This window comes from Candidatus Foliamicus sp., from assembly GCF_965221325.1.
Lineage (GTDB): Bacteria > Pseudomonadota > Gammaproteobacteria > Steroidobacterales > Foliamicaceae > Foliamicus.
Genome location: NZ_OZ244880.1, coordinates 1,479,963 through 1,500,267 on the forward strand (window position 1 = coordinate 1,479,963; position 20,305 = coordinate 1,500,267).

Below are 20,305 nucleotides of genomic sequence, written 5' to 3' on the forward strand. Positions count from 1 at the left end.
CTTTAGTCAGAGAGAGCCAAGATGCTGAGAGTGAGCCGGCTTACCGACTACGGAACCATGATCCTGGGCAGTCTGGCGCAGGCCGCAGGCCAGTCGCAATCCGCCAAGCGCATTGCCCAGGCTACCGGTCTGCGTCTGCCCACGGCGCAGAAACTGCTCAAGCAGTTGGCTGTGCGCGGCCTGGTGCTGTCCGAGCGCGGCGCGCTGGGCGGCTACCGCCTGGCGCGCGACGCAAGCGCCATCAATGCGGCGGAAATTCTCGAAGCTCTGGAGGGACCAATGGCGCTTACCGAGTGCAGTCATGCAGAAGGCCACTGCGAGCTGGAGCCCTTCTGCAGCGTGGGCGGCGCCTGGCGACAGATAAATCGCGCTATTCGCGGCGCGCTTGAAGAAGTGACACTTGACGATTTGCGGCGCTCGGCGCCGGGTTTCGGCGCGCCCAAACTGGCCGCCGATTTCACCGCGAGGATGGGGCGATGAGCGACAGCGCCACACGCAATGCGGAAATCCAGGAGCTGCTGCAGCAAAAATACCGCCACGGCTTTGTCACCGATATCGAATCCGACACCCTGCCCCCGGGGCTGGACGAAGACGTGATCCGGATCATTTCCGCGCGCAAGGGTGAGCCGGAGTTCCTGCTCGAATGGCGCTTGCGCGCCTACCGCTATTGGCGCGAGGCCCGGGAGCCATCTTGGGCGAAACTGAATATTCCGCCCATCGATTACCAGGCAATTTCCTACTACTCCGCGCCCGGCCCGGCCAAGGACGCGCCCAAGAGCCTGGACGAGGTCGATCCTCGCTTGTTGGAGACCTACGACAAGCTGGGCATCCCACTGCATGAGCGGGCCCGCCTCGCGGGCGTGGCGGTGGACGCCGTGTTCGACAGCGTATCGGTGGCCACCACCTTCAAGAGCCGCTTGGCCGAAGCCGGGGTGATCTTCTGCTCGTTTTCGGAGGCTGCCCGCGAACATCCGGAACTGGTGCGCAAGTACCTGGGCAGCGTCGTTCCCTACCGCGACAATTATTTCGCGGCGCTGAATTCGGCCACATTCACCGACGGCTCATTTGTCTATATCCCGAAGAACACGCGCTGTCCCATGGAGCTGTCCACCTACTTCCGCATCAACGAGCGCAATACCGGACAGTTCGAGCGCACCCTGATCATTGCCGACGAAGGCAGCGAAGTGAGCTACCTTGAAGGCTGCACCGCCCCGATGCGCGATGAAAACCAGCTACATGCAGCGGTCGTGGAGCTGGTGGCGCTCAAGGACGCGCGGATCAAGTATTCCACGGTGCAGAACTGGTATCCGGGCGACGAGCAAGGCCGTGGGGGCATCTACAACTTCGTGACCAAGCGGGGCGACTGCCGGGGCGACGGCTCGTCCATCTCCTGGACTCAGGTGGAAGCAGGCTCGGCGATCACCTGGAAGTACCCAAGCTGCATCCTGCGCGGCGACAACTCCACCGGCGAGTTCTACTCGGTGGCGGTAACCAACAACTTCCAGCAGGCCGACACCGGCACCAAGATGATTCACATTGGCCGCAACACCCGCAGCAACATCCTGAGCAAGGGCATATCGGCGGGCCGCGCGCAGAATACATACCGCGGTCTGGTCAAGGTATTCCCGCGGGCCGAAGGCGCGCGCAATCGAACCCAGTGTGATTCGCTGCTGATCGGACACGACTGCGGCGCCCATACCTTCCCGCACATGGACATTGCGCATCCCAAGGCGGTGGTCGAACACGAAGCCACCACCTCGCGAATTTCCGAAGATCAGCTCTTCTACTGCCGTCAGCGCGGGCTGGGCGAGGAGGACGCGGTCAACCTGATCGTGAACGGCTTCTGCAAGCAGGTGTTCAACATGCTGCCGATGGAATTTGCGGTGGAGGCGCAAGCTCTGATGAACGTCAGTCTCGAAGGAGCGATCGGATGAACACTCCCCTTCTGGACATAAGCGGCCTCGAGGTTCGCGTGGACGGCAAGGCAATCCTGAACGGACTGTCACTGCAAGTGGACCGTGGCGAGGTGCATGCCATCATGGGCCCCAACGGCGCCGGCAAGAGCACCCTGGCGCAAGCGCTGGCCGGGCGCGACGGTTACGAGATCACTGGCGGCAGCGTGCTGTTCGACGGCGAAGACCTGCTGGGTATGAACCCCGAGGAACGCGCTTGCAAGGGCTTGTTCCTGGGCTTTCAGTATCCGGTGGAAATCCCGGGCGTGAGCAACATGTATCTGCTCCGCTCGGCCCTGAATGCACAGCGCAAGGCAGCAGGTCAGCCGGAGATCAATGCCGCCGATTTCCTGCGTCAAGCGCGCCAGGAGGCTTCCCGGCTCAAGCTCAAGCCGGAACTCCTCAAGCGCGGGATCAACGAAGGCTTCTCCGGCGGCGAGAAGAAGCGCAACGAGATTCTGCAGCTTGCCGTGCTTCAGCCGCGCCTGGCGGTGCTGGACGAGACCGATTCGGGATTGGACATTGATGCTCTGAAAGTCGTGGCTTCAAGCATTCGCGCATTGCGCGACGGCCAGCGCGCATTCGTATTGATTACGCACTACGAACGCATCCTGAACCTGGTGTCGCCGGACCGGGTGCATGTGCTGGCCGGCGGGCGGATTGCCCGTTCCGGGGGCGCGGAACTGGTAGGGGAACTCGAGGCCACGGGATACGAAGCGTTTCTGCCGGAGGCGGCATGAACGCAGCGGTTGCCAGGATGGTCGTGGAAGCAGGCGCGCAGCGCGCCGAGGTAGTGCATTTCGAGCACGGCCCCGACAAGCAGCGCGATCACAGTATCGAGGTAGTGCTGGAACCTGGCAGCTACCTGGAACTCCAGGAAATGCACAGCGGACAAGGTGCAGACAGGGTGAAGCTGCGGGTCGATGTAGAACTGGCCGAAGGCGCGCAGATGCGCCATGTGGCCGTGCTGGACGATCACGGCATGGGCCGCTTCACCACACAGCGGCGAATCCGCCTGGCGGAAGACGCGAAACTGGAATACACGCGCATCGGCGCCGGCGCCGCCGGCGACTTCGAAACCGTGCAGGCAAGCATGGATGGCCGCGGCGCGCAATTCCGCCACGGCGCCTTGCTGCTGGTGAAGGCCGGGAGGCAAGCCGAGCTGGATATCGAACTGCAGCACGAGGCGCGCGGCGCGCGCAGCGAAAGCCTGTGCCGATGCATCGTAAGCGCCAACGCCAGCGGCCGCTTTGCTGGAAGGATCCTCATTGCTCCTGAGGCGCAAGGGTCCGACGCGCAATTGCGCAACGACAACCTGTTGCTGGACGAGAGCGCCCGGATGGAAACCCGGCCGGAACTAGAGGTATATGCAGACGAAGTGCAATGCGCGCATGGTGCCGCTACCGGCGCGCTGGATGAGGCGGCGCTGTTCTACCTGCGCACTCGCGGTCTGCCACCGGGTTTGGCCCGGGCGACGCTGGTGCGGGCATTCGCGTCGCGCATCATCAACGCCATCGACCTTGCTGAGGCGCAAGGCATGGCGGGCGCAATCCTGGACGGGGCGCTATCCGACTCCGGGCCACTTGAACTGGCAGCCTGATAACAATGCCCGTCGGCACCCACAGTCTGGCAAAACGCGAATCCGCGCTCGAAGCGGCGTCCTTGCGGACCGACTTCCCGGCTCTGGCAACGCAGGTGAACGGCAAGCCTCTGGCCTACCTGGACAATGCCGCGTCCACGCAGCGACCACAGGCCGTCATGGATGCGGTGAACCGATACGAAGTCGAAATGCACGCCAACGTGCATCGTGGCATACATGCGCGTTCCGACAAGGCCACCACCGCCTTCGAGGGAGCTCGGGACCGCGTCCGCGCCTGGCTGCAGGCCTCATCTTCGAAGGAAATCGTGTTCACGCGCGGGGCTACCGAATCCATCAACCTTGTCGCCCGCTGCATGGATAGCCGCATGGAGCCCGACTCGGAGATACTGCTCACGCACATGGAGCACCACTCCAACATCGTGCCCTGGCAGCAGCTCTGCGCTAGAGCGGGTGGCCGCATACAGGTGGCGCCGGTGCTGGAATCGGGAGCGCTGGACCTGCAGGCGTTTCGCGAACGGATCAATCCGAAGGTCAAGCTGATTGCCGTAACCCACGTATCCAATGCGCTGGGGGTTATCAACCCCGTTGCAGAGATTTGCACGCTGGCGCGGGAGGTGGGTGTGCCCGTGCTGATCGACGGCGCCCAGGCCGCAGGACATCTCCCATTGAACGTGCAAGAGCTGGGCTGTGACTTCTACGCGCTATCCGGCCACAAGATGTACGCGCCGACGGGCATCGGCGCGCTCTATGCAAAACGCCCATGGCTGGAAAAACTTCCGCCGTTTCTGGGTGGCGGTGAGATGATTCTGGAAGTGCGCTTCGATGGCACCAGCTACAACAAGCCTCCGCACAAGTTCGAGGCAGGAACGCCCAATATCGCCGGCGCCATCGGCCTCGGAGCGGCCATTGATTATCTGGGCAGTCGGGACCTGGCGGGCCTCGCTGCGATCGAACATGAGTTGCTGCACTACGCCACCGAACGGCTGAATGCCATAGACGGCTTGCGCATAATCGGTACTGCCGCTCCCAAGTCGGCGGTCGTATCGTTCGTAATGGAAGACATTCACCCGCACGACCTTGGCACGATCCTCGACCACGAAGGCATCGCCATACGCGCCGGACACCACTGCGCCATGCCGCTCATGGAGCGCTTCGGCGTGCCGGGCACATCCCGCGCATCGTTCGCTTTCTACAACACGCGCGGTGAAATCGACCGTCTGGCCGAAGGAATCGAGACGGCGCGCAAGCTGTTTCGATGAGGTGAAGCGTTGAACAGCGAACTCAAGAGTCTCTACCAGCGCACAGTGCTGGAGCACAGCCGCTCGCCGAGGAACTTTCACGCGCTCAAGCCCGCAGACCGCATGGCCGAAGGCTTCAACCCGCTTTGCGGCGACAAGGTGACGGTATATCTGCGCGAAACCCACCCGCAGCGCATGCCGGACTCCCGCAATGGGACCACTATCGCCGATATCAGCTTCGAGGCTGCCGGCTGCGCGCTCTGCCTGGCTTCCGGGTCCATGATGATGGAGCTACTCAAGGGCATAGCAGAGAGCGAGGCGCGGCAGCGAGCCGAACGCGTGCTCGCGGCCTTCGCCCCGGGCTCCGAAGATGCGCTCGACAGTCTGGGCGACATCGTGGCCCTGGGCAGCGTCCGCGCCTACCCTTCCCGCACCCGTTGCGTAACGCTGCCATGGCGTACTCTGGCCGCCGCTCTGGACGGCGAGACACAGCCGGTAAGCACCGAGTAGTCGGAAGTGTTCGGCAATCAGAGCGAGCCCGTCACACTGACCCGCGACTGCAGGGCGGTGATCATCCCTGCCGGCGAAGAAGCGCAATTGCACGCCGGCCAGCTCGTTTTCATCACGCAGTCTCTGGGCGGCAGCTTTACGGTGTATGTGGACGGCTGGCTATACCGGATCGCCGGCGCCGATGCCGATGCTCTGGGCAAGAAGCCCGTTGAGCCTCCAAAACTGCCGGCGAACGCGGGCGATTCGGATGTCGAAGCGCTGGTATGGGAACAGATGAAGACCTGCTACGACCCCGAGATACCCTTGAACATCGTGGACCTCGGCTTGATCTATTCGTGCGAAGTCACACGCGGCCAAGCAGGCGAACGCGACGTCTCGGTGGAAATGACGCTTACCGCGCCCGGCTGCGGCATGGGAGAAATCCTGGTCGAAGATGTGCGCGAAAAGATCGCCATGATTCCGACAATCGGCGAGGTCGCGGTGGAGCTGGTGTTCGATCCGCCCTGGAACCAGAGCATGATGTCCGAGGCCGCGCAGCTAGAAGCCGGCCTCCTGTAGCGTCTAGCCTGCGTCGAGCCCCTTCAGAACTGCCTCAGCGCACCGTAAAGCGCGTTTCTTCGAGTTCAGCGAGAATTTGCCCCTGCCGCCGGATTGTGGCGCTTACCCTGTGCTTGCCGCGCTGAAGCGGCCATGAGTAGCGGGCGCCCATGCGGCGCAGCGGGGGCCCTCCGTTTATGTGCCAGTCCACATGATCCTCCTCCCGAACACCAGCGAGAACAAAATCAAACGCCTGGTAGTCGCCCGGCAGCCGCGGGTCGTAGGCAAGCAGCAGACCGTCGGTGGGCTGGCTCATGGCAATAACTCGGTTGCCTTCGCCGGAATCGAGGGACTGCCAAGGACCCGACCCTGGGAGGAAATACTCGAAGCGCCGCGGGCAGTGCATGCCGGGACGCCAAGCGATGCCTGTATCGGCACAAACCTCATGCCGCACCAGCCGAGGGCTAAGCCACAACGGAGCAGTATTCCCGTCGCGGGACAGGAGATCGAACGCAGCCCGCATCACCATTGCCGGGCCTATGGACCCTGTCACCCCCCGGGTTGGCCGCCGGTCCAAGTTGCCCATCCATACACCCACCACAAACCGACTGTCGAAGCCCAAAGCCCAGCTATCGCGGTAATCGTTCGAGGTGCCGGTCTTTACCGCGGTCTGCACAGGGATATCCAGCAATCCGCCAGTGAATTCAAGACTCCGGGCCTGGGGATCGGAAAGGATATCGGCAATCAGAGAGGCTACCTCCGCAGACATGACCCGGCGCGAAGCACGTTGGGCATAATCCCCGGCCAACAAAGAAAACGGGCGATACAGACCGCGGCTAGCGAGCGCGGCGTAGGCCTGCGTCAATTCGAGCAGGCTGACTTCGCCATTCCCCAGTGCCAGGCCGGGACCGTAGTGATCGGTATTGCGAGCCAGAGTGCTCACTCCAAGCTTCTGCAAATAGTCCAGATAGCGCCCTTCGCCGGTATAGGTGACGGCGCGAACGGCAGGCGTGTTCAGCGAATTGCCCAATGCCTGGCGCAAGGTAATGGGCCCGTGGAAGGTGCCTGAATAGTTCCGGTAGCTATGCAGGCCCATGCCCACCATGTCGGTCAGCGGAGCATCGTCAATCAGCGAGGCGGCGGTCCAGCCCGTCTCCAGGGCCAGCGCGTAGAGGAAGGGCTTGAGCGAGGAGCCGGGCTGGCGCAGGCTGCGCACACTGTCGATCAACCGCGCTGGCGTATCCGCGCGGGCCGCACCAACAACCCAGGCCAGGATTTCACCACTGCGGTGATCCGCGGCCAGTAAGGCGGCGTTGTGCACATTCCGGCCCGCAAGCGTTTCCAGACGCCGATTCAGCAATGACTGCAAGCGCATTTGCAGGTTGCCGTCCAACGTCACCTGCAAACGCGAATCCACCCCGGCGTTCGCAACGAGATCGTAATGCTCGTTGACGTAACGCAGCAAGTGTTCTGCCTGTACGGGCGTGACCGGAGACTGCATATCGAACTCGCCGAAAGGCGCTCTTTGGCGTGGAAGGAGGCCGTCGTCCGCCATCCTGCCTGCAAGCCGGACGATTGCCCGGTTGAGCGCGCGCCGGTCGCCGCGCCAGAGGTCCAATCGCGAAGGCGCCCGTACCAACACGGCCAGAGCCAGCATTTCGTGGTGGTTGAGAGCGCTCAGGTCGCGGTCGAAATAGTAGCGCGCGGCTTGCACGACACCGCGGCGGTTGGCTGCATACGGCACCTGGTTCAAGTAGAACTCGAGAATTTGCTGCTTCGGATGCGATCCCTCCAGCCGGGTTGCTTCCCACCCCTCGACCCAGCGCGACCAAATCGTCCTTGGACGCGGACGCAACATACGAACGACCTGCTCAGTAATCGTGCTGGCGCCACGCACCGCGCTTCCGGCACGCAGATTTTGTCCGAGCGCAGCCAACCTCGCCTGCCAATCCTGCCCCGAATGGTCGAAGAACCGGGCATCTTCAGCATACAGAAAGGCCGTGACCAGAAACTCGGGAATTTCGTGCAGACGGACACGGGCGTGGAGGTTCCAGTCGTTGGTGTAGGTAACGTTCAGCGGTACGCCATTGCGATCGACAATCTCCAGACGTCTCGCCCCGCCGCTCATGCGCTCAAGGCTTATCGGCAAAGGGCTCATGGCCGCTCTGGTGCTCCAGACAAGCGCGCCTGAACCAACCGCAGCAGCCAAGATTGCAATCACCGCAAGGGCGGCAACGTGCTTCTTGCTCATTTCCAGCCAGCACCGCACCGAATTGCGTCGCTCGTTACCTTCACACACTGCTTGCCGGGAACCTCGCCAGTCCGTGCCCGCGATGCAAGGCTTATTCACTTACTTTCAAGCGCATCGGGGCGGTCTTGCCGTAAATGTCGATGTCGTACATTTCCTCGGCGTGGGTCGGGCGCACCTGGTAATCGCCGCTGGCAATGACCTGAGCGGTGTATGACAGGTGATAACGCCCCGGGGGCAGGTAGTCCGAATAAAAGCGTACCGCGTCATGGCGCAGCTCCCGGTGATAGAAACTCCAAAACTGCCCCCCGTAACGTATCCAGTCGTCGAAATCGAACCAGTACGAACTGCCGGCAGCCTGGAAATCATCCTGCTCCGCGTCGATCTCGGAAGCCGTGGCCAGGTCACGGTTGACCGGCTCCAGACCGCCCGGAACCGGATCGTCCACGACCACGAAATTGCGCGCCGCCGGCAAATTGAGGAACAGATCCACACGCACGAGTTCGCCGCGGCGAACCACATCTCCGCTGTGCAGCAAGTGCCACTCGCCGTCCCTCTGCACCGAGTATTCGCGGCGCAGGTCGATACCCGCATTGACTCGGCCCGAAGCCGCCCCGAGCGGCGAGTACTCAAGGCGTGTAGTGTAGTAAAGCCGCCCCTTACCCTGCCGAGATATCTCTATCTGCGTTTTCTTGCCCGCAAGCTCGGGAGTGATCGGGCGCGATAGGGTCACGGCAGCGGCGCGAAAATCCTTGAATCCGGTCTCTCCAATGGCCATCCCGGCCAGCTCGGCAGAGACTCGCATTTCCGGCGGAACGGCTTCCCAGCGCCGTGCATAATCGACCAGAGCATTCATGCAGAAAACGTTTTCCTGGGTGTTCTCCCAGTGCATACGGGCGCCTCGCGACTGGGTAAGCGCGCGCGCCATGCCGGAGGCCATTGTTTCATCCACTCCATGCCGGGCCGCCCCTTCAAGACGCGAGAAAGCGGAAAGGAGCGCGCAATTGGCCCGCAGAGGAGTATCCAGAATGCGTGAGTATGCCTGGTCCAACTGCTCGTTGAACAGGCGTTTGCCCGCGCTTGCAACGGATTCGTCCATGATCCCCCTCAATGTCTCGGACGCCGCGCTCTCGCCACCCGGCGTGCGCAAGGCCGCATCCAGAAAATGCGCCTTGCCGAACAAGCTCATGTATTGCACCTGCTGGGCATAACGCGACAGCTCCCCCGAACTCAACTGCCCGCGCCGCGCCAGGGCCGCCAGAGCCACGGCCCGCACCGTAGAAGACATTCCGCGCGTGTAGTAGCTCGGCACTGTGTCCCGGCGCAGCATGCGCCTCAAGTAATCGAGAAGCTTGCTCTCCATAGCCTCGGGAATGGCGTATCCGGCCTCGCGCAGCCAGGCAAACCCGAGAGCGGTATATGCCGACAGATAGGGACTCACACGGATGTCCTGGGCAGACCAGTAGGTCATGCCGCCGTTGGGGGCCTGAAAACCGGCCGCCTGCTTGAGGGTCAGGCCCGGCAAGTCGGCGCTTCCCGGCCACTCGACCGAGTCGCCCATACGCTCCTTCAGAACCATATATTGCGCCGCCAAAAGGGCCTTGCTCAGCCTCTGCTCCCAACACAAATAGGGATAATCGCGCATGTAGCGGAAAGCGCCCTCCAGATTACCGATCACCGTGGGCGCCAGCACTACCGAAACTTCACCCGTGTCGGTGTGAATTTCCCGTGGAAACGCTACCGCCTCGATAGCCGATTCGTCGGTAAGCGAACCGTATTGCGCGGCGGCTTCGAAACTGCGATTGCTGCGCACCGAGAGTTGATGCGCTACGGCATCGCCATCAACCCCGTCGCGGGCCGTTGCCCTGAACCGGATCTCGCCCTGCGACCGGCCGCCGGTGATCTTGACCCGCGCGGCGCGTAGCGGCAGGAATACCGTCTCGCGCCGGTAGGGCCCAAGCTCGAGCTTCTGCTCAAGCCGCGCCGCGGAATCAGGATCAATGTCGCCTTCGGCCTCAAGCAGCACGTCAAGCACGCGGGTTTCACCAGTACGATTCATGACCGAAAAACCGGCAGCGAATTCATCTCCTTCGGTTACCTGGTTCGGCATGACCGGACGTATCTCCGTAGGTTGATTGGATTTGAAGCTCGTTTCACCCAACCCGAACCGATCGCCCGGCGTAACCGCCATCGCCAACACCCGCCAGCCGGTAAGATTTTCCGGAAGCTCGAAGTCGAAGCGAGCCTCTCCTCGCCGGTCGGCTACAAGAGACGGCTGCCAGTGGGCGACGTACTTAAACAGCGTACGAAGGTCCGGCCCGAACCCGCCGTCGCCGCCGGGATTGGCTCCTTTCTTGGCGAATTTCTGACGCCCGACAAGGCGCATAAGCAGGCTGTAGTTAGCCACATCCAGCGGGTCCAAGCGATAGAAACCCTTGTACGGGTCGAAATAGTCAGCGCCTTGCTGAACAAGATCGAAGACTGCCTCGTCCAGCACCACAACCGAAAACTCCAACGGTCCGCGCCGCCCGTGGTGCGGCTTGCCCCGCAACTTCACCGATACTCTTTCGCGTGGCTTGTAGATCGCACGGTCGGTTTCCACGCTGACTTCGATTCTCTTGTAGGAATCGACCACCGGCAGCTCGGCATAACCTAAGCGAAAAGCGGGCTTGCCCAAATCGACATAGTCCAGCTCCTGGTGGGTCTCCGGCGGCGGAGCCTCGACCCTGGGAGAGACGACCACGACCGAAAGGTAGGCGCCCGGCACATAGTCCGGCTTGACGGGAAACTCGATAACCGGGGTGCTGCCCTTCAACCTGACCTGCCATTGGTCAAGAACCCCGTAGCGCTCCACGGACACCAGCGCCAACGCCCCGGGAAAGGGATTCTTGACCAGGTAGCGGGCAGTATCTCCGACCTCGTATTCGGCAGCCTCGGACACCAGATCCATGCCGTGGCCTGGTTGTTCCCACCAGACCACGCGCCCTTCGCCGATGACCCACAAGTCCATGCTCGTCTGTTGCACACGGCCCCGAGAATCTTCAACGGCGGCCGTGATCCGATAGGTCCCCACTCTTGAAGGCGTAAAGGTGCAAACCAGCGGCTTGCCCAATGGAGTCCCGGAGCATTCGCCCGCCGCCACCCACTCATTGGTGAATCGAGGCAGATAGGCATTGCCCGCCCCCCTGACCCGGGCCAGTTTGCGCTCCTGACGCTGGACGCGCAGCTCTACTCCAGTATCGCCTACGGGTTGGCCGTGCTCATTCACTACGAGGTAGCTCACGCTCGCCGGCTCGCCCTGCCTGAACAACCAATCGTCCTTGCGCAAACCTACCAGCCGAGACACCGCCGAGTAATCGGCATACGACCGGGCCGTTACATACTTTCCACGGTCGTCTCGAACCGCGCTCTCGGCGCGCAATTGTCCATACACTATCTTCGATTCCCCCAGTTCCACAAGGGCGCTGTGACTGCCTGTGTCATCGAGGTCGCCGAGTTCCTGATGCACGCTGACTCGAGAGCCGGGACGGCGGGCTGTGTCGAAACGAAACGTCGAGGCCTCAGGATGCGAGGGTCGGAACGGCCTCTGGCGGATATCGATCGTTATGCGTGCCTGGGATTGCGTGTATGCCCCGCCTGAGTGCAGGGAGGCGGCGGTATCCACGGTAACGCTGTCGCCGGGGCCGAACAGGTCTCCATTCAACTGACTGCTCACCCGAAACGGCGCCGGCGTAAAGTCGGTTACCAGCACCCGCATGGGGCGCCAATTCATCGAAGCGGAATTGTCCTCGAGCACAAATTGGTACCAACCCATTACTGCGGTTTTGGGCACGTCAAACTCGCCGTGCATGGCCCCGAATTCATTCAGGACAAGATTTTCGGCCCGGTGAACCGTCTTCCCGCCAGGGTCCTCGACCCGCAGGGAGTAGCGGGCGAAATCCGGCTCCACAAAGGTTCTGACGTCCTGGCCCCGCACATAGACTTTGAACTGGATCGTGTCTCCGGCGCGGTAGATACCCTGGGCTGTCGTGCCCCAGGCGCGAATGTGACCGTAACGCCCCTGCTTCAGGGTCCGCACCTGCCGCCTCGACGCATCCCGGGCACGGGCAAGAAAGTCGCGCTCAAGCGGCAACAAAGCCATGCCCTCACCGCCGGTAACGAGAACAAATAGCTTTCTGCAATCCGAATCGCCCCGGCTGCACCACCGAAATTCATCAAGTTCGGGAGCCAAAGTTTCCATGCCCGGCAACATAGCCACGCCACGCCGGCCGGTGCGCACAGGCTCGGCTCCCGGCGCGGGCTCGGATGCCCCTTGGAACAGCTCGGAAATACTGCCTCGAAGAACCCGGACTTGCGCGCCGCGAACGGGTTTCCCGGTGCGTAAGTGGGTCACCCAGACCAGCGTGTTGTAGTGGCCCGCCTTTACGTGAACCTGATATGGCGTTACCTGGGCGAAGTACGGCCATCGCTCCCAGTACTTGCGCCTGGAGGGAGGAGTGGATCGAATGTCGCCCAACACGGCGCCGCTGCCGGCTCCGATCATCCGGCGCACACCCATCGGCAAGGCAAACGACACATCCTCGGCTGGCGGCGGTTTGATGAGGCGCGACAAGCTCTCAGACGCACCTTCGGGGCCCAGCCGCCAGTAATCCAGACGCACCTCATCGAGATTGGTGACGTACAACGGATACTCGCTTTCAACCCCGGCCTCCAGCACGGCACTGCGATACAAGAGTTGGTACTCGGAGGCCCGGTGATCGGTCATGAACTTCAGATCGATCCCCTCTTCGAGTATGCGTCCGAATTCGTCTCGAATACCGGATTCCGGAGTTGCGCCGGAACCCTGCGAGGGAAGCGTGGTGAGGTGGTACTCTTGGTAAGCCTGTAAACGCTCGGGCAAATTAACTTGGTATGTATCCGCACCGTAGCCCCAGCCCAGCCTGGAGTAGTCGCGCACCTGTGACCACGGTTTGTGGTCTTTTCGGTTGCCGGCCAAGCCTGGCACGAGCCGGGTTGCGCGCGCAACTTCCGACGAAAAAACCGGAGCCGTGAAGGACAGCGCCACCGGCCGCAAAGGATCGCACATGGCTTGCGCCTTGGCCACAGGCTCCAGAATCTCGCGCTCTACGTATTCCGATTCCCGCTCCCAATGCACGCGTACGGTGGCGCCGTCGGGCAGGTAGCGAACGGGCTCCTCCCGGATGTTCCAGCAGCTTACGCCCGCAAAACGAAACTCTCCAAAGACATTGACCCGGGCAAGGTTGCTGCGTCCTGCGCCCGGCAAGGGTCCGAGCGCGGATACCAGACCGGGGCGGGCATGCAGCACAGCGGTTTGCCCCAGTGGCAACTCCGTATGCGGCCTTATCAGCCATTGCCGTCGTGCATCCTGATCCGGATGCTGCGGTTCCGTGCGATCGTAGGGATCAGGCTCCACCGCCACGGACCATGAATCAGACCTGCCGGGAACCTCGAAGTGAATGCTCGCAGCCACCGAGCGGCGCGTAACCGGCTGGTTGAAGCCGACCCGTAACACCGGCACACCAGGACTTGTCCAGGTCCGAATGCCCGCCCATGACACATCCGGTAACTGCATCACTTTGCGGCGGGTAACGGTCCGGTTTGTCGTGGTTCCGTCCATGGCCTGGATTCCGGGCTCTACCGTTATTGCGTATTCATGCGCCGGCTTTAGGTAGTCCTGCTGATCCAGGTTACAGCCCAGGGTCCGGGTGCTGACCCACCGCCAGCGACAATTGACTCGCGGCTCAATGGTGATCGGCAACTCCTCGGCCTTGCGCTCCATGCGCCCCAGAGGCGCCACTGGACGGTCAAACTCGATCAGAATCTGGCTCTCGCCGATCGAAATGCGTGTAATCTCAAGGGCCGGAGCGCCATACGCTACGCCCGACATCAGGACCGCGAAAACGCAGAAGAAAGAGCGCAAGCTCAGGTTGCGCGTGTGCCGAAATGCTCTACAAGGCAACAAGAGGCAAAGTATAAATGACCCGCCCGGCGCCCCTCGGCGCAATCGGTGACGGATACGGGATAGCCTGCCTCGCGTCAGCCGGAAGCGGGCGCGGCCGCCGAGGAGTGGGCCGCGGCCAGGAAAAGATCGGCGCAGGCCTGCGGTTCGGTGACCATGGCGTCGTGGCCGGTGGCAAAAGCAACATAGCACCTTCGATGTAGTTCCTGTCGCCGGCCCCACCTGCCCGCGATGCAAGGCTTATTCACTTACTTTCAAGCGCATCGGGGCGGTCTTGCCGTAAATGTCGATGTCGTACATTTCCTCGGCGTGGGTCGGGCGCACCTGGTAATCGCCGCTGGCAATGACCTGAGCGGTGTATGACAGGTGATAACGCCCCGGGGGCAGGTAGTCCGAATAAAAGCGTACCGCGTCATGGCGCAGCTCCCGGTGATAGAAACTCCAAAACTGCCCCCCGTAACGTATCCAGTCGTCGAAATCGAACCAGTACGAACTGCCGGCAGCCTGGAAATCATCCTGCTCCGCGTCGATCTCGGAAGCCGTGGCCAGGTCACGGTTGACCGGCTCCAGACCGCCCGGAACCGGATCGTCCACGACCACGAAATTGCGCGCCGCCGGCAAATTGAGGAACAGATCCACACGCACGAGTTCGCCGCGGCGAACCACATCTCCGCTGTGCAGCAAGTGCCACTCGCCGTCCCTCTGCACCGAGTATTCGCGGCGCAGGTCGATACCCGCATTGACTCGGCCCGAAGCCGCCTCAAGCGGCGAGTACTCAAGGCGTGTAGTGTAGTAAAGCCGCCCCTTACCCTGCCGAGATATCTCTATCTGCGTTTTCTTGCCCGCAAGCTCGGGAGTGATCGGGCGCGATAGGGTCACGGCAGCGTCGCGAAAATCCTTGAATCCGGTCTCTCCAATGGCCTTCCCGGCCAGCTCGGCAGAGACTCGCATTTCCGGCGGAACGGCTTCCCAGCGCCGTGCATAATCGACCAGAGCATTCATGCAGAAAACGTTTTCCTGGGTGTTCTCCCAGTGCATACGGGCGCCTCGCGACTGGGTAAGCGCGCGCGCCATGCCGGAGGCCATTGTTTCATCCACCCCGTGCCGAGCCTCCCCTTCAAGACGCGAAAAGGCGGAAAGAAGTGCGCAATTGGACCGCAGAGGAGTATCCAGAATGCGTGAATATGCCTGGTCCAACTGCTCGTTGAACAGGCGTTTGCCCGCGCTTGCAACGGATTCGTCCATGATCCCCCTCAATGTCTCGGACGCCGCGCTCTCGCCACCCGGCGTGCGCAAGGCCGCATCCAGAAAATGCGCCTTGCCGAACAGGCTCATGTATTGCACCTGCTGGGCATAACGCGACAGCTCCCCCGAACTCAACTGCCCGCGCCGCGCCAGGGCCGCCAGAGCCACGGCCCGCACCGTAGAAGACATTCCGCGCGAGTAGTAGCTCGGCACTGTGTCCCGGCGCAGCATGCGCCTCAAGTAATCGAGAAGCTTGCTCTCCATAGCCTCGGGAATGGCGTATCCGGCCTCGCGCAGCCAGGCAAACCCGAGAGCGGTATATGCCGACAGGTAGGGACTCACACGGTTGTCCTGCGCAGACCAGTAGGTCATACCGCCGTTGGGGGCCTGAAAACCGGCCGCCTGCTTGAGGGTCAGGCCCGGCAAGTCGGCGCTTCCCGGCCACTCGACCGAGTCGCCCATACGCTCCTTCAGAACCGTATATTGCGCCGCCAAAAGAGCCTGGCTCAGCCTCTGCTCCCAACACAAGTAGGGATAATCGCGCATGTAGCGGAAAGCGCCCTCCAGGTTACCGATCACCGTGGGCGCCAGCACTACCGAAACTTCGCCGGTGTCGGTGTAAATGTCCCGGGGAAACGCTACCGCCTCGATAGCTGATTCGTCGGTAAGCGAACCGTATTGCGCGGCGGCTTCGAAACTGCGATTGCTGCGCACCGGGAGTTGATGCGCCACGGCGTCGCCATCGACCCCGTCGCGGGCCGTTGCCGTGAATCGCACCTCGCCCTGTGGCTGGTCGCGGGCAATCTTGACCCGCCCGGCGCGTAATGGCACGAATACCGTCTCGCGACCGTAGGGGCCAAGCTCAAGCTTCTGCTCAAGCCGCGCCGCGGAATCAGGATCAATGTCGCCTTCGGCCTCAAGCAGCACGTCAAGCACGCGGGTTTCACCAGTACGATTCATGACCGAAAAACCGGCAGCGAATTCATCTCCTTCGGTTACCTGGTTCGGCATGACCGGCCGAATCTCGGTAGGCTGATTGGACTTGAAGCTCGTGTCACCCAAGCCGAACTTGTCGCCCGGCGTAACCGCCATCGCCAACACCCGCCAACCGGTAAGATTTTCCGGAAGTTCGAAGTCGAAGCGAGCTTCACCTCGCCGGTCGGCTACAAGAGACGGCTGCCAGTGGGCGACGTATTTGAACAGCGTGCGGATGTCCACCGGGCCGACCTCGCCGTCGCCGGCTGCGACAGCGTCCAGGAGAGGGGGGCTTGAGAAGGCCGAAGCACTAAAGGTCCCCAGACCACCCGCGGCAGAAGCGACGAGCACCTCAGACAACTCAGTACCAAACCTGGGCTCGTCTCCTTTCTGGGCGAATTTCTGATGCCCGACGAGGCGCATGAGTATGCTGTAGTTAGCCACGTCCAGCGGCTCCAAGCGATAAAAACCCTTGTACGGGTCGAAATAATCAGCGCCTTGCTGAACAAGCTCGAAGACCGCCTCGTCCAGCACCACTACCGAAAACTCCAACGGTCCGCGCCGCCCGCGGCGCGGCTTGCCCCGCAGCTTCACCGAAACTCTTTCGCGTGGCTTGTAGATGGCGCGGTCGGTTTCCACGCTGACGTCGATCCGCTTGTAGGGATCAACCACCGGCAGCACGGCATACCCTATGCGAAAAGCAGGCTTGCCCAAATCAACGGAGTCAAGCTCCTGGTGGGTCTCCTGCGGGGTAGCCTCAACCGTGGGAGAGACGACCACGACCGAAACGTAGGCGCCCGGCACATAGTCCGGCTTGACGGGTACCTTGATAACCGGCGTGCTGCCCTTCAGCCTGACCTGCCACTGGTCAAGAACCCCGTAGCGCTCCACGGACACCAGCGCCAACGCCCCGGGAAAGGGATTCTTTACCAGGTAGCGGGCTGTGTCTCCGACCTCGTATTCGGCAGCCTCGGACACCAGGTTCATGCCGTGGCCTGGTTGTTCCCACCCGACCACATGCCCTTCGCCGGTGACCCTCAGATCCATGCTCGTCTGTTGCAAACGGCCCCGAGAGTCTTCAACGGCGGCCGTGATCCGATAGGTCCCCGCTCTTGAAGGCGTAAAGGAGCAAACCAGCGGCTTGCCCAACGGAGTCCCGGAGCATTCGCCCGCCGCCACCCACTCGTCGCTGAATCGAGGCAGATAGGCATTGCCCGCGCCCCGGACTCGGGCCAGTTTGCGCTCCTGACGCTGGATGCGCAGTTCGACTCCGGTATCGCCGACAGGTTCGCCGTGCTCGTTTACTACAAGGTATCTCACGGTCGCCGGCTCGCCCTGCCTGAATAACCAATCGTCCCTGCGCAAACCCACGAGCCGCGAAACCGCCCTGTAATCGGCGTACGATCGGGCTGTTACATACTTTCCGCGATCATCTCGAACCGCACTCTCGGCGCGTATTTGCCCATACACTATCTTCGATTCTTCTAGCACCACCTGGGCGCTGTGACTGCCTGCGTCATCAAGGTCGCTAAGTTCCTGATGCACGCGGACTTGAAAATCGGAACCGAGGGCTGTGTCGAAACGAAAAGTCGAAGCCTCGGGATGAGTGGACCGGAACCACATCTGGCGGAGATCGAGTGTGACTCGCGTCTGGGCTTGCGTGTATGCGCCGCCTGAGTGCAGGGAGGCGGCGGTATCTACGGTAACGCTATCGCCAGGGCCGAACAGGTCTCCGCTCATCTGACTGCTCACCCGAAACGGCTCCGGCGTAAAGTCAGTTACCAGCGCCCGCATAGGCCACCACTTCATCGGAGCGGAATCGTCCTCAAGCACAAACTGGTACCAACCCATTACTGCGGTTTTGGGCACGTCAAACTCGCCGTGCATGGCGCCGAATTCATTCAGGACAAGATTTTCGGCCCGGTGAACTGTCTTCCCGCCAGGGTCCTCGACCCGTAAGGCGTAGCGGGCGAATTCAGGCGCCACCAAGGTTCTGACATTCTGATCCCGCACATAGACCTTGTATTGGATCGTATCTCCGGCGCGGTAGACGACCTGGGCTGTCGTGCCCCAGGCGCGAACGTGGCCGTAACGCCCCCGCTGCAGGGTCCGCTCCTGCCACCTCGACGCATCCCGGGCACGGAAGTCTCGCTCTAGAGGCAGCAAGGCCATGCCCTCACCGCCGGTAACGAGAACAAATAGACTTCTGCAATCGGAAGAGCGGTAGCGGGAACCACACCGCTGAAATTCATCGAGTTCGGGGGACAAGGTTACCGTGCCCGGCAACATTGCCACGCCCCGCCGGTCGGTGTGCACAGACACGGCTCCCGGCGCGGGCTCGGATGTCCCTTGGAACAGGTCGGAAAAACTGCCTCGGAGAATCCGGACTTGCGCGCCGCGAACGGGTTTTCCGGTGCGTAAGTGGGTCACCCAGACCAGCGTATTGTAGTGGCCCGCCTTAACGTGAACCTGATATGGCGTTACCTGGGCGAAGTACGGCCATTGCTCCCAGTACTGGCGCCTGGAGGGAGGCGTGGATCGAATGTCGCCCAACACGGCGCCGCTGCCGGCTCCGATCATCCGGCGCACACCCATCGGCAAGGCAAACGACACATCTTCGGCCGGCGGCGGTTTGATGAGGCGCGACAGGCTCTCAGACGCACCGTCGGGGCCCAGCCGCCAGTAATCCAGACGCACCTCATCGAGATTGGTGACGTACAACGGATACTCGCTTTCAACCCCGGCCTCCAGCACGGCACTGCGATACAAGAGTTGGTACTCGGGATCCCGGTGATCGGTCATGAACTTCAGATCGATCCCATCTTCGAGTATCCGGTCGAATTTGTCTCGAATCCCGGATTCCGGAGTTGCGCCGGAACCCTGCGAGGGAAGCGTGGTGAGATGGTACTCCTGGTAAGCCTGCAAACGCTCGGGCAAACCAACGTGGAATGTTTCCGCACCGTAGTCCAAGTCCAGCTCGGAGTAGTCGCGCACCTGCGACCACGGCATGTAGTCTTTCCTGTTGCCGGCCAAGCCGGGCGCGAGCCGGGTTTCGCGGGCAACTTCCGACGAAAGGACCGGAGCCGTAAAGTACAGCACCACCGGCCGCGAAGTATCACACAGGGCTTGCGCCTTGGCCACAGGCTCCAGAATCTCGCGCTCCACGTTTTGCGATTCCCGCTCCCTACGCACACGAACGGTGGTACCGTCGGGCAGGTAGCGAACGCGATGTCCCCGGATGTTCCAACAGCTTAGGCCCGCAAAACGAAACTCTCCAAAGACATCGACCCGGGCGAGGTTGCTGCGCCCGGCGCCAGGCAAGGGTCCCAAGGCCGACACCAGGCCGGGGCGGGCATGCAGCACAGCGGTTTGCCCCAGCGGCAACTCCGTTTGCGGACTTACCAGCCATTGCCGGCGCGCGTCCTGATCCGGAAACTCTGGTTCCGTGCGATCGTCGAGATCAGGCTCCACCGCCACGTACCATGAATCACGCGTACCGGAAACCTTGAAGTGAATGCTCGCAGCCACCGAGCGGCGCGTAACCGGCTGGTTGAAGCCGATCCGTAATACGGGTACGCCAGGACTTGTCCAGGTCAAGATCCTCGCCGATGACACATCCGGCAGCTCCATCACTTTGCGGCGGGTAACGGTCCGGTTCGTTGTGGTCCCGTCCATGGCCTGGATTCCGGGCTCTACCGTTATTGCGTATTCATGCGCCGGCTTCAGGTAGTCCTGCTGATCCAGGTTACAGCCCAGGGTTCGGGTGCTGACCCACCGCCAGTGACAATTGACTCGCGGCTCAATGGTGATCGGCAACTCCTCGGCCTCGCGCTCCATGCGCCCGAGAGGCGCCACTGGACGGTCAAACTCGATCAGAATCTGGCTCTCGCCGATCGAAATGCGCGTAATCTCAAGGGCCGGAGCACCGCAGGCTACGCCCGACATCAGGACCGCGAAAACGCAGAAGAAAGACCGCAAGCTCAGGTTGCGCGTATCCCGAAATAATCTACAAGGCAACAC

Annotated in this window: 10 protein-coding genes; 7 read left to right on the forward strand and 3 right to left on the reverse strand. The window is 62.0% G+C overall.

Going from position 1 to position 20,305, the window contains the following annotated elements; genetic code table 11:
• Positions 1-21 precede the first annotated feature (21 nt).
• The 7 genes from ACWCOO_RS06505 to sufT are packed head-to-tail and all read left to right on the forward strand — an operon-like array spanning position 22 to position 5,858.
• Positions 22-480: an SUF system Fe-S cluster assembly regulator gene (locus ACWCOO_RS06505; RefSeq protein ID WP_446830189.1), complete on the forward strand. Its 459-nt coding sequence runs from the start codon at positions 22-24 to the stop codon at positions 478-480.
• Positions 477-1,934 carry a Fe-S cluster assembly protein SufB gene (gene sufB, locus ACWCOO_RS06510; protein WP_446830190.1) on the forward strand — a complete coding sequence of 486 codons (1,458 nt, stop codon included), beginning with the start codon at positions 477-479 and terminating at the stop codon, positions 1,932-1,934. The genes ACWCOO_RS06505 and sufB overlap by 4 nt, the downstream gene beginning before the upstream one ends.
• Positions 1,931-2,692, forward strand: a complete 762-nt coding sequence (sufC, locus tag ACWCOO_RS06515) for a Fe-S cluster assembly ATPase SufC (RefSeq protein WP_446830191.1) — start codon at positions 1,931-1,933, stop codon at positions 2,690-2,692. Before sufB ends, sufC begins: the two co-directional genes overlap by 4 nt.
• Entirely contained in the window at positions 2,689-3,552 is an 864-nt protein-coding gene (locus ACWCOO_RS06520; RefSeq protein WP_446830192.1) for a SufD family Fe-S cluster assembly protein, read from the forward strand. Before sufC ends, ACWCOO_RS06520 begins: the two co-directional genes overlap by 4 nt.
• A 5-nt stretch (positions 3,553-3,557) precedes the next feature.
• The gene (locus ACWCOO_RS06525; RefSeq protein WP_446830193.1) at positions 3,558-4,811 is read left to right on the forward strand and encodes a cysteine desulfurase; all 1,254 of its coding nucleotides are present in this window, start codon (positions 3,558-3,560) and stop codon (positions 4,809-4,811) included.
• 9 nt (positions 4,812-4,820) lie between these two features.
• The gene (gene sufU / locus ACWCOO_RS06530) at positions 4,821-5,300 is read left to right on the forward strand and encodes a Fe-S cluster assembly sulfur transfer protein SufU (protein ID WP_446830194.1); all 480 of its coding nucleotides are present in this window, start codon (positions 4,821-4,823) and stop codon (positions 5,298-5,300) included.
• Positions 5,301-5,306: 6 nt separating this feature from the next.
• Positions 5,307-5,858: a putative Fe-S cluster assembly protein SufT gene (gene sufT, locus ACWCOO_RS06535; protein WP_446830195.1), complete on the forward strand. Its 552-nt coding sequence runs from the start codon at positions 5,307-5,309 to the stop codon at positions 5,856-5,858.
• Positions 5,859-5,892: 34 nt separating this feature from the next.
• Here sufT and ACWCOO_RS06540 read toward each other — a convergent pair whose 3' ends face one another.
• The 3 genes from ACWCOO_RS06540 to ACWCOO_RS06550 all read right to left on the reverse strand — a co-directional run bounded on the left by ACWCOO_RS06540 (position 5,893) and on the right by ACWCOO_RS06550 (position 20,302).
• Positions 5,893-8,088: a transglycosylase domain-containing protein gene (locus tag ACWCOO_RS06540; protein ID WP_446830196.1), complete on the reverse strand. Its 2,196-nt coding sequence runs from the start codon at positions 8,086-8,088 to the stop codon at positions 5,893-5,895.
• Positions 8,089-8,179: 91 nt separating this feature from the next.
• Positions 8,180-14,065, reverse strand: a complete 5,886-nt coding sequence (locus ACWCOO_RS06545) for an alpha-2-macroglobulin family protein (protein WP_446830197.1) — start codon at positions 14,063-14,065, stop codon at positions 8,180-8,182.
• A 240-nt stretch (positions 14,066-14,305) separates the two neighbouring features.
• Positions 14,306-20,302, reverse strand: coding sequence for an alpha-2-macroglobulin family protein (locus ACWCOO_RS06550; protein ID WP_446830198.1), 5,997 nt, complete (start codon positions 20,300-20,302; stop codon positions 14,306-14,308).
• Between the last annotated feature and the right edge of the window lie 3 nt (positions 20,303-20,305).